Annotated in this window: 14 protein-coding genes; 11 read left to right on the forward strand and 3 right to left on the reverse strand. The window is 57.6% G+C overall.

All coding sequences use genetic code 11. The features are described from left to right. The first annotated feature begins 2 nt into the window (after positions 1 to 2). From AAC620_RS01455 to AAC620_RS01485, 7 genes are read left to right on the forward strand one after another with little or no spacing between them, the layout of a single operon-like run. On the forward strand, positions 3 to 1,052 hold the full coding sequence (locus AAC620_RS01455; protein WP_340242497.1) for a 2-hydroxyacid dehydrogenase: 1,050 nt from the start codon (positions 3 to 5) through the stop codon (positions 1,050 to 1,052). Then, complete coding sequence (locus AAC620_RS01460; RefSeq protein ID WP_340242498.1) at positions 1,049 to 1,738, forward strand: class II aldolase/adducin family protein; 690 nt, start codon at positions 1,049 to 1,051, stop codon at positions 1,736 to 1,738. Before AAC620_RS01455 ends, AAC620_RS01460 begins: the two co-directional genes overlap by 4 nt. Further along, on the forward strand, positions 1,735 to 3,240 hold the full coding sequence (locus AAC620_RS01465) for a glycerol-3-phosphate dehydrogenase (RefSeq protein ID WP_340242499.1): 1,506 nt from the start codon (positions 1,735 to 1,737) through the stop codon (positions 3,238 to 3,240). The genes AAC620_RS01460 and AAC620_RS01465 overlap by 4 nt, the downstream gene beginning before the upstream one ends. Further along, positions 3,237 to 4,244 (forward strand): class II aldolase/adducin family protein, encoded by a 1,008-nt coding sequence (locus tag AAC620_RS01470; RefSeq protein ID WP_340242500.1) that lies wholly within the window; start codon positions 3,237 to 3,239, stop codon positions 4,242 to 4,244. The genes AAC620_RS01465 and AAC620_RS01470 overlap by 4 nt, the downstream gene beginning before the upstream one ends. After that, complete coding sequence (locus tag AAC620_RS01475; RefSeq protein WP_340242501.1) at positions 4,237 to 5,493, forward strand: FGGY-family carbohydrate kinase; 1,257 nt, start codon at positions 4,237 to 4,239, stop codon at positions 5,491 to 5,493. The genes AAC620_RS01470 and AAC620_RS01475 overlap by 8 nt, the downstream gene beginning before the upstream one ends. After that, a complete protein-coding gene (locus AAC620_RS01480) occupies positions 5,490 to 6,338 on the forward strand; it encodes a TIGR01459 family HAD-type hydrolase (protein WP_340242502.1) in 849 nt (282 codons plus the stop codon). Before AAC620_RS01475 ends, AAC620_RS01480 begins: the two co-directional genes overlap by 4 nt. Before the next feature lies 1 nt (position 6,339). Continuing rightward, positions 6,340 to 7,272, forward strand: a complete 933-nt coding sequence (locus tag AAC620_RS01485; RefSeq protein ID WP_340242503.1) for a sugar phosphate isomerase/epimerase family protein — start codon at positions 6,340 to 6,342, stop codon at positions 7,270 to 7,272. A 54-nt stretch (positions 7,273 to 7,326) separates the two neighbouring features. On the opposite strand, the gene fsa is transcribed toward AAC620_RS01485, so the two are convergent. Beyond that, the gene (gene fsa / locus AAC620_RS01490; RefSeq protein WP_340242504.1) at positions 7,327 to 7,980 is read right to left on the reverse strand and encodes a fructose-6-phosphate aldolase; all 654 of its coding nucleotides are present in this window, start codon (positions 7,978 to 7,980) and stop codon (positions 7,327 to 7,329) included. A 228-nt stretch (positions 7,981 to 8,208) separates the two neighbouring features. Here fsa and AAC620_RS01495 point away from each other — a divergent pair, with 228 nt between their 5' ends. From AAC620_RS01495 to AAC620_RS01510, 4 genes are all read left to right on the forward strand, one after another. Continuing rightward, positions 8,209 to 8,976, forward strand: coding sequence for a DeoR/GlpR family DNA-binding transcription regulator (locus AAC620_RS01495; RefSeq protein WP_340242505.1), 768 nt, complete (start codon positions 8,209 to 8,211; stop codon positions 8,974 to 8,976). Position 8,977: 1 nt separating this feature from the next. Further along, positions 8,978 to 9,748, forward strand: coding sequence for a triose-phosphate isomerase (locus AAC620_RS01500; RefSeq protein ID WP_340242506.1), 771 nt, complete (start codon positions 8,978 to 8,980; stop codon positions 9,746 to 9,748). A gap of 17 nt (positions 9,749 to 9,765) precedes the next feature. After that, positions 9,766 to 10,203 (forward strand): RpiB/LacA/LacB family sugar-phosphate isomerase, encoded by a 438-nt coding sequence (locus tag AAC620_RS01505; protein WP_317655001.1) that lies wholly within the window; start codon positions 9,766 to 9,768, stop codon positions 10,201 to 10,203. A 79-nt stretch (positions 10,204 to 10,282) separates the two neighbouring features. Then, positions 10,283 to 11,077 (forward strand): DUF2189 domain-containing protein, encoded by a 795-nt coding sequence (locus tag AAC620_RS01510; protein WP_340242507.1) that lies wholly within the window; start codon positions 10,283 to 10,285, stop codon positions 11,075 to 11,077. 66 nt (positions 11,078 to 11,143) lie between these two features. Here the strand turns inward: AAC620_RS01510 and AAC620_RS01515 are convergent, their stop codons facing one another. Together AAC620_RS01515 and AAC620_RS01520 are read right to left on the reverse strand one after the other, a co-directional pair. Next, entirely contained in the window at positions 11,144 to 11,671 is a 528-nt protein-coding gene (locus tag AAC620_RS01515; RefSeq protein ID WP_340242508.1) for a bactofilin family protein, read from the reverse strand. After that, positions 11,661 to 13,001, reverse strand: a complete 1,341-nt coding sequence (locus AAC620_RS01520) for a M23 family metallopeptidase (RefSeq protein ID WP_340242509.1) — start codon at positions 12,999 to 13,001, stop codon at positions 11,661 to 11,663. The genes AAC620_RS01515 and AAC620_RS01520 overlap by 11 nt, the downstream gene beginning before the upstream one ends. Positions 13,002 to 13,109: the final 108 nt, after the last annotated feature.

Below are 13,109 nucleotides of genomic sequence, written 5' to 3' on the forward strand. Positions count from 1 at the left end.
AAATGACAACCAAAATTGCGATTATCGGTGACCTGTTCATGTTGCCTTCAGCCTTTGAGGATGCCGTGACATTGGCCTGCGCAGGCAAGGATCTAGAGATCCGCACCCGCCAAGATGCATGGCCCGATGAGCCGATGGAACATGGCTATGCGGTGGCGGGCATGGATGGCCTGAAAGAATATTTTGGCACGGCTGACGATGTGGTTGAATTTGTTGGGGATGCAGAGATTTTGATCACGCAATTAGCGCCCATGTCGCGCGGCATGTTCGAGCGCCTTCCCCATCTCAAGATGATTGCCGTCTCGCGCGGTGGCCCTGTGAATATCGATATGAAGGCTGCCAAGGATCACGGCGTCTTGGTTGTGAACACGCCTGGCCGTAATTCTTCGGCGGTGGCGGAATTCACCCTTGGGGCGATCCTGTCGGAAACCCGCCGCATTCGTGCAGGGCATGAGGCGCTGCGCGCAGGCACTTGGCGCGGGGATCTCTACCGTGCCGATGTGACGGGGCGCGAATTGTCAGAGATGACTGTGGGTGTCATCGGCTATGGGGCGATTGGCACCAAGGTCGTGCGCCTGTTGCGCGCCTTTGGAACCCGCGTTTTGGTGTGCGACCCCTATGTGCAACTCAGCCCCGAGGATGCGCGCGATGAGGGGGTCAGCCATGTCGATTTCGACACGCTTTTGGCGCAGTCGGATGTGGTCACCTTGCACAGCCGCGTCACCGATGAAACGCGGGGGATGATGAACAAGCATGCCTTCGCGAAAATGAAGCCTGACGCGATTTTCGTGAACACGGCGCGCGGGCCGATGTGTGATTATGACGACCTTTACGCCGCACTCACCACGGGCGAGATTGCAGGTGCGATGTTAGAGACCTTTGCGGTTGAACCTGTGCCAGTGGATTGGCCGCTTCTGCAATTGCCCAATGTCACAATCACCCCTCATATTGCGGGCGCGTCTGTGCGCACCGTCACCTATGCCGCCGAACAGGCCGCAGAAGAGGTGCGCCGCTATTTGGCGGGCGAGCCAGCACGGAACCCTTGCGCATGAGTGGTCTTGCATCAGAAAAGCAGCTTCGCGCTGATATTGTCGCCGCTTGTCACAAGCTAGAGGCGATGGGACTAAACCGTGGCGCTTCGGGAAATATCTCGGTGCGCTATGGTGATGCGATGCTGATTACACCTTCGGCCATTCCCTATGATGCGCTGACACCCGATATGATTGCGGTCATGGATTTGGGGGATGAAACAGGCGCATGGCAGGGGCCAAAGGCCCCTTCGTCCGAATGGCGCTTTCACCGCGATATTTTGCGCGCGCGCCCCGATATGGGGTCAGTCGTGCATACCCACGCGCCCTATTGCACGATTTTGGCTGATGCCCGCCGCCCGATCCCTGCCATTCACTATATGATCGCGGCCTTCGGCACTGTGGAAATTCCCGTGGCGGGCTATGCGCGCTATGGCACACAGGAGCTATCTCAACAGATCATCAAGGCGCTTGGCCCAGTGCAGGGCGGCAGCAAGGGCTGCCTTATGGCCAATCACGGCATGATCGTTGGCGGGGCTGACCTGACGCGGGCCTTATGGTTGGCGGGGGAATTGGAAAGCCTTGCGCATCAATATTATCACCTTCTCGCCATTGGCGGGGGGCATGTCTTGAGTGCGGCAGAGATTGAAGACACTGCGCGCGGCTTTGAAAGCTATGGCGTGCAGTCGAAAGGGGACGGTGCATCATGACGCAAACGGTTGATCTGTTTGTCATTGGCGGCGGCATCAACGGCGCAGGCATTGCGCGCGATGCAGCAGGGCGTGGCCTCTCTGTGATCTTGGCGGAAAAAGATGATCTGGCGCAAGGCACGTCCTCACGTTCTGGCAAGCTTGTTCATGGTGGTTTGCGCTATTTGGAATATTACGAATTCCGCCTTGTGCGCGAGGCATTGATTGAACGGGAAGTTTTGTTGAACTCTGCCGCCCATATCATTTGGCCGATGCGGTTTGTCTTGCCGCATTCGCGCGATGATCGGCCTGCATGGTTGGTGCGGTTGGGTCTGTTTCTTTATGACCATTTGGGTGGGCGCAAGAAATTGCCGCCCACGCGGGTTTTGAACCTTGGCACGGCCCCCGAAGGGCGGGCACTGAAAGACAGCTATAAAAAAGGCTTTGAATACTCGGATTGCTGGGTCGATGACGCGCGGCTAGTGGTCTTGAATGCCGTTGATGCCGCCGAACATGGGGCCAAGGTTCTTACCCGCAGCGCCTGCACCTCTGCGCGGCGCGTGGATGGGATGTGGCAGATTGAGGTGCAAGATGGGCGCACAGGCGAAAAACGTCAGTTTCGCGCCCGCGCCTTGGTGAATGCAGGCGGGCCGTGGGTGAATGACATCATTGGTCGCGTTGCAGGCAGCAACAGCCGCCGTGCGGTGCGCTTGGTCAAAGGCAGCCATATCATCACCCCGAAATTTTGGGAGGGGTCACAAGCCTATCTGGTGCAAAACCACGACAAACGCGTGATTTTCATCAACCCCTATGAGGGGGATAAGGCGCTGATTGGCACGACAGATATTCCCTATGAGGGCGCGCCTGAACGGGTCGAGGCGGATGAAGATGAAATCACCTATTTGCTCGCTGCAGTGAACCGCTATTTCAAGCGCGCGCTGACCCGTGAGGATGTGATTGAACATTTTTCAGGTGTGCGGCCCCTCTATGATGATGGCAATGGCAACCCCTCTGCGGTGACGCGGGATTATGTGTTTGATCTTGATAAAACCGCCCAAGTTCCGATGCTGAACGTGTTTGGTGGCAAGATCACCACCTTCCGCAAATTATCTGAACACGCGATGCATAACCTGCGCGAGATTTTCCCACATATGGGCGGCGATTGGACGGCGACAGCGCCATTGCCTGGGGGAGATATGGCACGCGCCGATTTTGAGGGCTTTTTGCAGGAGGTCAGCGCGGCTTATCCGTTTTTGCCATTTGAATTGTGCCACCATTGGGCGCGGCTTTACGGCACGCGGATGCACCGCTTTTTGCATGGAACCAACAGCCTTGCCGATCTGGGGCGGAAATTCGGCCCGCGCCTCTATGAGGTTGAGGTGAAATATTTGCGCGACCATGAATGGGCGCTGAGTGCCGAGGATGTGCTGAAGCGGCGCACCAAAGAGCATCTCAATATGACCGATGCCCAGATGACCGATTTGCAGGCATGGTTTGATGATATGCTGGAGAAATCCGCATGAGCGCGCCTGCGCGCCCCGCTGATCTGGCGGCTTTGGCGGAATATTCTGCCAAAATCGGGGCCGATCCTTTGCTGATACAGGCTGCGGGTGGCAATAGTTCTGTCAAATCAGGCGATGTCATGTGGATCAAGGCCTCGGGCACGGTTTTGGCGGACGCGATGCGGCGCGATATTTTCGTGCCCTGTGATCTACCTAAGATGCGGGCCGCCCTTGCCGCGCAAAGCGCGATTGCCGATCAGCCGCAGGAGTTTTTGTTGCAAGAGGGGGGGCTGCGGCCTTCGATTGAAACCTCGCTTCATGCGGTGTTTCCGCAGCCTGTGGTGGTGCATGTGCATTGTGTGCATACGCTGTGCATGGCGATCCAAGCCGACCCTTTGGCGGCTATTGGCACAGCGCTTGACCGCTTTTCTTGGGGCTATGTGCCCTATGCAAAGCCTGGCGCGAATTTGGCCGCGCAGGTTGCGGGGCTTGTGGGCGGTGGCGAGGTCGATGTGATTGTCTTGGGCAATCACGGCTTGATCGTGGCCGCAGAAACTGTGGGCGAGGTTGCCTCGCTGTTGGCGGCTGTGCATGAGGCGTTGCGCCCGACACAGGCCCCGTTGACGGGGCCCACGGAGATGCCTGATCTGCCCAAAGGGTGGCAGCCCGCACCAGACAGTTTGATCCGCCTTGGCAAATCTGAGGATTTAACGGCACTGGCCAGTGCAGGCAGCCTTTATCCGGACCATGTGATTTTTTGCGGTGTTGCAATGCGTGCGGTTCCCTCTGTCGCGGATTTGCCAGACCCAACTGACCCCGACACGCCCCCCGCGATTTTGATCCAAGGGCAGGGCGCGGCCCTTCGGGCTGATGCAAGCGCGGGCGCGCGCGCCTTGGCGCAATGTTTGGGCGATGTTCTGGGTCGCACCGCGCCTGATGCCCGCCTGCATTATCTGAGTGCGGCGCAGAATATGGAACTATTGGATTGGGATGCCGAGAAATATCGGCAAGCCTTGAATGCCTGATCTTTATCTTGGGCTTGATATCGGCACATCGGGCGCGCGGGCGCTTGTGATGTCTGATAAAGGCACGGTTGTGGCCAGTGCAAAATCCGCCATGTCTGATCATGGGGCCAATCATCGTGACCCGATGCTGTGGTGGGCTGCGGCGCAAACGGCCTTGCTGCGGGCCTTGGCAGACTGCCCTGCAAAAAATATCCGCGCTGTGGCTGTGGATGGCACATCTGGCACAATGCTGGCCTGTGACCGCGCGCTGACCCCTGTGGGGGATGGGGTCATGTATAATGACCCTAGTAGCGATCAAGGCTTGATCGCGCGTATTGCGGCCGCTTCGCCCCCCCAAACCGCGGCGCGGGGCGCAACCAGTGCCTTGGCCCGCGCCGTTGCCTTGCATCAAGCGCATCAGGGTGTGAAGGGTTTGCACATCCTGCATCAGGCCGATTGGATCGCGGCAAAGCTGACGGGGATTGTCGCCAGTGACGCAAATAACGCCCTGAAAACGGGCTATGATCCTGTGGCGGGCGCGTGGCCTGATTGGGTGGCAGGGTTTTTGCCCCTCGATCTTTTGCCCACCATCCATGATGCAGGCACAGATTTGGGGGTCATTGGCGCGAATGATTTCGGCCTTTCGCCCGACACCCGACTGGTGGCAGGCACGACAGATGGATGTGCCTCTTATTTGGCAACGGGGGCCGATCAAGCGGGGGATGGGGTCAGTGTTCTTGGCACGACCCTGACCCTTAAAATCCTGTCAGATCAGCCCATTTTCGCGCCTGAATTCGGGATATATAGCCATAAGGTTTTAGGTCTTTGGCTGGCTGGCGGGGCATCGAACACGGGCGGGGCGGTGATTTTGCAAGAATTCCCCGACCAAGATATCGCGCAGCTCTCGCAGCAGATTGACCCTGCCGCACCAACAGGTCTGGACTATTACCCCCTAACCCAAAAGGGCGAGCGGTTTCCAATCAATGATCCAGAGCTGCCCCCCCGCCTTGGCCCGCGCCCCGCGCAGGATTGGCGGCACCTTCAGGCGATATTCGAAGGGATTGCGGCGATAGAATGCCGTGCCTATCGCCGCTTGGCCGAATTGGGTGCGCCTGCCTTAAGCACCATTCGATCTTTGGGGGGCGGGGCGCAGGATCGGGCCTTTACGGCCATCCGCCTGAATAGTTTGGGGGTTCAGCCCCGCAAGCCCCTCTCGGGCGAAGCTGCGATGGGCGCGGCGATTTTAGCGCAAAAGGGGATGCGCGGATGAGTGCCACGCTCACCACATTGCGCGATCTGGCCGATCAATATGATGCCTTTTTGATTGATCAATTTGGCGTTCTTTTGGATGGCGCAGGGGCCTATGAAAATGCCCCTTGGGCCCTGTCGGAATTGGCCAAAACGGGCAAGCCCATTGTGATTTTGTCCAATTCTGGCAAACGCGCGGCCCCCAATGAGGCGCGCCTGACGCGTTTGGGCTTCGCGCGGGGGGATTATCAAACCGTGCTTTCCTCGGGCGAGGCGGCCTATCGCCTGCTGTCAGAAACGGTGGGAGATAGGCGGGGTGGGGCCACGCCTGTGTGGTTGCATGCCCGTGACGGCGATCAAAGCGCGATTGAGGGGCTTAATCTGCGCTCTGTCGCCTCCGCCTCTGAGGCCGATCTCTTGATCCTCGCGGGCAGCCAAGGGGATCAGCGGGGCCTTGAGTGGTATCTTGCCGAACTTACACCTGCGGCGCAGCGCGCTGTGCCCTGTTATTGCACCAACCCCGACCTCGAAATGTTGACCGCGCAAGGCAAGGCCTTCGGGGCAGGGCGGATTGCGGCGCTATACGAAGAATTGGGCGGAAGCGTCACCTATATCGGCAAACCCTATCCGCAGATTTACCAAATCGCGGGGCAGATTTTGGGCCAGATCGCGCCGCGTGGGGTCTTGTGTATCGGCGACAGCCCCGCGCATGATGTTTTGGGTGGGGCGGGCGCAGGGTTTTCAACCGCGCTTGTCCGCGATACGGGGCTTCATGCGGGGGCCGATTTTGCTCATCTGCAAGAGATTTGTGAGGGTCTGGGCGCGCGGCTTGACCATGTGATACCTGCCTTCGACTGGGAGAGTTGAGATGCCACTGACCTTGTCATTGAACACCAATCCTTTGGTCAATCGCTTTGCCGAAATGGATGATCTCATCTTCACAGTCGCGCGCGATATCAAAATCCGCGACCTGCAATTGACGCATGAATTCATCAATCCTGCATGGCCTGCCCATGTGACCGCGCGGCTTACGCGCCAGATGGGGCGGGCTTTGCAGCAAACGGGTGTTCGGGTGACCTCGGGCATGACGGGGCCTTATGGGCGGCTCAACCATTTTGGCCATCCCGATGCGGATGTGCGGCGATACTACCTTGATTGGTTCAAACATTTTGCCGCGATCACCGCCGATTTGGGCGGGCGGGCCTTGGGCACGCAATTTGCCATTTTTACCTATCGTGATTTTGATGATCCTGCACGCCGCGCCGCGTTGATTGAGATTGCGCTCGATCATTGGGCGGAATTGGCTGAATATGCCAAGCCCCTTGGGATTGAGCATATTTTTTGGGAACCGATGAGCGTGGGTCGCGAATTTGGCGACACGATCGAGAACGCGATGGCGCTACAAGATCAGATTGCCGCGCGCAAGATGGCCGTGCCCATGTTCATGATGGCCGATATTGATCACGGGGATGTCACATCGCCAAATCCCGATGATTTTGACCCTTACTCTTGGGCGCGTGCCGTGCCGCCTGTCTCGCCAATCATCCATATCAAGCAATCCTTGATGGATAAGGGGGGGCACCGTCCCTTTACCGCCAAACATAATGCAGTCGGGCGGATACAGCCCGCACCGCTTTTGGCGGCCTTTGCAGAAGGCGGGGCGGTGGATAACGAGATTTGCCTTGAGTTAAGTTTCAAAGAGCGTGAACCAGATGATCGGGCCGTGGTGGCCGATATCGCTGAAAGCGTGGCTTTCTGGGCGCCCCATATCGACACAGGCGCATCTGATCTGCGGGTATGAAAAAAGCGGCGGGCCTGTGGCGCCGCCGCTTTTCAAAATCGGTATGAACCTGCCTTAAAGAATGGTTTGGCCCGTTGCAGCCCAATCTTTTGTGAATTGCTCAAGGCCCTTATCGGTCAAGACGTGCTTGGCCAGACCCTTGATCACTGCGGGTGGAATGGTCGCCACATCTGCACCAACCATCGCGGCATCTTTCACATGGTTTGCCGTCCGAATGGACGCCGCCAGAATTTCAGTCTCAAAGCCGTAATTGTCATAAATCTCGCGGATTTCTGCGATCAATTCCATGCCATCAAGGTTGAGGTCATCCAAGCGCCCGATGAAGGGGCTGATATAGGTTGCACCCGCCTTGGCCGCCAAAAGTGCCTGGTTGGCCGAGAAGCACAAGGTCACATTGGTCTTAATGCCCTTATTGGTGAAATGGCGGCAGGCCTTTAGGCCATCCAAGGTCAATGGCAGCTTGATCACGACATTATCGGCGATTTTTGCCAAATGCTCACCCTCGGCCACCATGCCTGCAAAATCGGTTGCAGCGACTTCGGCGGATACAGGCCCATCGACCAGCGCGCAAATTTCGGCGATGACCTCTTTGAAATCGCGGCCTGATTTTGCGATCAGCGAGGGGTTCGTGGTGACCCCGTCCAACAGACCATAATCGTGCAATTCACGGATTTCATCGACCACGGCAGTATCGACAAAGAATTTCATGGATGGCTCTCCTTGATGCTTATTCGCGCGGGGCAGGCGAGGCCTGATGCGCATGGGTTGCTTGGCGCTTCGATAACCTTGCGCGACAAATTCTGCAAATCGCAATTTGCGCAAGGCCGCTTGTAAACCACCACATCAAACATCACAATTAAAAATCACAAAATCACATTTTTATATTGATTTAACTGCGCCCCCTGATAGCGTGCAGGCGCATCTAAAGGGGATCACATGAAACTTGAGACGCGGCGCGAGCAGATATTGGCATGGCTGGCCGAAGCGGGATTCGTGGGGCTGGATGATCTGGCTGCGCGATTTGCCGTGTCTAAGATGACGATCCACCGCGATTTAGACGATCTTGAGGCAGCGGGGCTTTTGCGCAAGCTGCGTGGTGGGGCCTCGATAGAGGCGAGCGCGCAGTTTGAGGCAGATTATCGCTATCGCGCCCTGCGCCATGTCGAGGCCAAGCGCCAAATCGCCCGCGCTGCGGCAGATCGGGTTGAGACGGGCATGCGTGTGATGCTGAATGATGGCAGCACCGCCGCGCTTTTGGCCGAAGAGATTGCCCTGCGCGGTCTTGGCGTGACCATCATCACCAATAACCATGCCGCCATCCATGTGCTGCAAGAGGCCGCAAGCGTGACCCTCATCACCCTTGGTGGCCGCTATAGTCGCAAATTTCACTGTGCCACGGGGCCCATGGTACAAGCCGAAATTGCGATGATGCGGGCTGATCTGGCCTTTATCTCAAGCCCCGCAATTGATGCGCGGGCCTGCTATCACATGGATGAGGGCGTGCGCGCGATAAAGGCTGCGATGATTGCGGCCGCCGCGCGCCCCATTTTGATGGCAGAAGGTGCGAAATTTGGGCGCGATGCGTTGTATCACCTTGCCGATCTAGACGCGTTTTCAGCACTCGTGACCTATGATTTGCCACAGGCCCATAGGGCTGTTTGGGCAGACCTAAACCTGCCTTTCATTGATGCAAAGGAAACATGAAATGTCCGAATTTTGGGTTGGCACCAGTTGGAAGATGAACAAAACCCGCGCCGAGGCACGTGCGTTTGTTGCAGGTCTGAAGGCGGCGCAGACCCCGGCCGACCCGCGCATTCAGCCTTTTGTGATCCCGCCTTTCACAGCTTTGGCTGAGGTTGCGGCAGACCTCGTGGATAGCTCGGTGATGGTGGGGGCGCAGAATATGCACTGGGCCGATCAAGGTGCATGGACGGGGGAAATTTCCCCCGTGATGCTGCGCGACTGCGGCGCGCAGATTGTCGAATTGGGCCATTCTGAGCGGCGCGCCAATTTTGGCGAAACGGATGAGACAGTCGGGCTAAAGGTTGCGGCTGCGCTGCGCCATGGCCTTGTGCCCCTTATTTGCATCGGCGAGACTTGGGCCGAGCGCGAAGCAGGGCGCGCCACCGAAGTTTTGCGCGCTCAAACCGAGGCTGCCTTGGCGCAGATTGCCTCGACTGATCGCGACCGTGCCATTCTATTTGCCTATGAACCCGTGTGGGCGATTGGCGATGGGGGGGTGCCTGCCACCGCTGACTATGCTGATGCGCGCCATGCCGAGATCATTGCGGTCACCCAGGCGGTGATGGGGCGCGCTTTGCCCTGTCTTTATGGCGGGTCGGTCAATCCTGAGAATTGCGCAGAATTGATCACCTGTCCGCATATTGACGGGCTGTTTATTGGCCGCTCCGCGTGGAACGTGGCGGGCTATCTTGATATTTTGGCGCGGGTGTCGCGCGCCATTCAATCCCAATGATCGCAGGAGGAATGATCATGAAATTGGCAATCGCAGGTGACAGTGCAGGTGACGGTTTGGCGCGGGTTTTGGCAGATCACCTCAAAGCCAGCCATGAGGTGACGCTGATTGATATGGATGCAGCAGGCGCAGAGTTTTACGCCAACCTGTCTGAATTTGTGGCCAATCGGGTTTTGACGGGCGAGTTTGACCGCGCGATTCTGGTCTGCGGCACAGGGATTGGCGTGGCCATGTCCGCAAACAAGGTGCGCGGCATTCGCGCCGCACAGACCCATGACACCTATTCAGCTGAGCGTGCCGCGCTGTCGAATAATGCGCAGATCATCACGATGGGCGCGCGGGTGATCGGGGCAGAATTGGCGAAATCCATTGCCGAGGCCTATTTGGCGCAAAGTTTTGACCCCAATGGCCGTAGCGCCAGCAATGTTGCGGCGATTGATGCGCTAGACGGATAGCGCGGTCTGCTAAATTTCCCTTGGCGGCGCGTGGATCGGGGGCTTAACCTATTCCTGACGGAAGAAGGGAGGGCGCAATATGAACGACCGCGTGCAGTTCGAGGGTCCATCGCCCCTGCCGCCATTGGCCAAGATGGGATTGGGCGATATTTGGGCGGCATTGGGCGCAGGGTGGCGCGATTTTCGCCAAAAGCCGATGATGGGCCTGTTCTTTGCCCATATCTATGTGGTGGGGGGCTGGTTGATCTATGGCAGCCTTTCGATCCTGGATATGGGGTGGTTGGCTATTCCGATTACGGTTGGTTTTCCCCTCATAGGGCCTTTCTTGGCGGTCGGGCTTTATGAGGTGTCCCGCCGCCTTGAAGCGGGGGATCGGGACTTTCGCCGCAATGATATCTTCAGCGTGATCTGGCGGCAAAGATTGCGCCAATTGCCGTCTATGGCATGGGTGATCATCGTTTATTTTCTATTTTGGTCTTTCTTTGCGCATATGTTGTTTGCCCTGTTTATGGGGCCATCTGCGCTGATGAATGTGACCTCAAGCTATGCCTATCTGCTTCAGCCCGAAGGGTTGATTATGCTGTTGGTGGGCTCAGGCTTTGGTGCGGTTTTTGCGTTAGTGTTGTTTTGCCTTACGGTGATTTCGCTGCCCCTTTTGTTGGATAAGGAAGTGGATTTTGTGACCGCCATGCTCAAAAGCATTGCGGTGGTCAAAGCCAACCCGAAGGTGATGCTGATCTGGGGGGCGCTGATCGCAAGCCTGACCTTTTTGGCGATGCTGCCCGCGCTGTTGGGGTTGTTCTTGGTCTTGCCCGTTTTGGGTCATGCCTCATGGCATATTTATCGCCGCGCCTTTGTGCATGAAGCGATATGATGACTAAGAAAAACCCCCGCGCGCTGATGCGGGCGGGGGTGCATTGTAAATAAACCGCGCCTGCGCTTATTTCTTTTCTGGCTCTGCGGCGGCTGCGGCAGGTTTTGCGGCTGGGGCAGGGGCTGATTTCGCACCGCTAGAGAGCGGGTCTTCTTGACGCTGAACCGTGCCTTCAAAATGCGCACCAGATTCAATCGCGATGGTCTTGTGAATGATATCGCCCTCAACACGCGCGCTTGAGGTGAGGCGCACTTTCAAGCCACGAACGCGGCCTTTGACATAGCCGTTCACGACCACATCATCGGCAAGAACCTCGCCATCAATGCGTGCGCTTTCACCAACAGTCAGCGAATGCGCGCGGATGTCGCCCTTGACGGTGCCTTCGATTTGAATGTCGCCCGAGGTTTTCAGATTGCCCGTAATCACCAAATCCGAGCTCAGCAAAGACGCAGGCGGCTTTGGCTTGGCGGGGGCAGCAGATGTGCTGGGGGCCACCGGTGCCGAAGGCGCGCTTGGCGCTGTCGCGGCAGGGGCCGCGCTTGGCGTTGTTGTTTCTTTTGGTCCAGGTTCGTTGATTTTTGATTTAGAAAACATTTCGTCCTGCCGTGATAAAGGTCATCGGGTTGGTTGGGTTGCCATTCTGGCGCACTTCGTAATGCAAATGGGACCCGGTCGAGCGTCCAGTATTTCCCATATCACCAATTCTGTCGCCGCGCGACACTCTTTCGCCCCGTGTCACGCTAATACGCGATAAATGTGCGTAGCGTGTTGTATATCCCATAGCGTGGCGAATTTCTATCATATTGCCATAGGCGCCACGGCGGCCCGCGAAAACCACAGTGCCATCTGCGGCGGCAACAATCGGGGTGCCAACGGGGCCTGCAAAATCTTGGCCCTCATGCATCCGCCGCCCCCCTTGGATCGGATCATTGCGATAGCCATAGCCCGAGGTGCGCCGCGCAGCGCCCTGCACAGGATAGCTGAAGGGCAGGCTCTCTGCGGCAATACGATAGAGGTTCACCGCATCGAGATCCTCCAACACCTCATTGGCGCGCAGCGAAACAGGGTCGGGTTGGCCGTTGGAGGTTGAAAAGGTGATTGGCGTCAAAGGCCCGCCTTGGCCCGAATAGCCACGGCGCACCGTCTCCAGAATACTGTCGGTGGGCAGGCCTGCCGCACGGAACATCGCATCAAGTGGCTCAAGCGACATCGCGACCGCGTCTTCGATTTGGGTAAAGATGCGTTCATTGCGCTCGGCGGAAAGGGCAGCTTGGAATTCCAGTTCTTGAATCTGCGCGCGTGCCTCGGCGATCAGATCATGGGTTGTGTCGCGCCCTTCGGCTGTTTCTTGCAGCGCCTCGGTCAATAGCGCCACAACCTGCTCCAGATCCCGTTGACGGCTTGCGGCGGATTGCAGGCTGCCATTCTCATCGGTCATCTCGGCAGTCAATTGTGCCACCTCTTCAAGCGCGTCATCGCGTTCACTGATGGTGCGGCGCAAGGTGCTTTGGATCACGTTGACCGCGGTTTCCAATTCGCGGCGGCGTTCTTCTGATGCCAGAAGCTGCGATTGCATGGCAGAGACTTGGGCCATCGCAACGCCAAATCGTTCATGGGCGGCTTGTGCCTCAAGGGCGCGGCTGTCGCGTTCACTGGACATTGCATTGAGGCGGTCTTGATAGGCCTGCGAGGCGCGCGCGACCTGATCGCGATTAGAGCCTGCATTGATGGCATCGATGAAAAACACCGCTGAAACAATCGCCGTCCATGTGACCAGAAGCCCTGTCGTGGCAATGATTGCGGCCTGCGTCAGGGGCCTCAGGCGCACAAAGCGCGTGCTTGTATCGGATTTCAGAAACAGCCGTTTTTCAGGCAAATGCCGATCCAATGCGTGGTTTGCGCGCTCAATCAATCGCGATTTCAATGCCAAGTCCCCTGTTTTGTCGTTCGGGCGCTTTGCTCTGCGCCTCTCGTCACCACCCCATCACAGCGTCCCCAGACTAATTAGGGGGCGCGAGGATTGGATAGGACA

Origin of the sequence: Roseobacter sp. HKCCA2468 (assembly GCF_037805105.1) — a bacterium.
Lineage (GTDB): Bacteria > Pseudomonadota > Alphaproteobacteria > Rhodobacterales > Rhodobacteraceae > M30B80.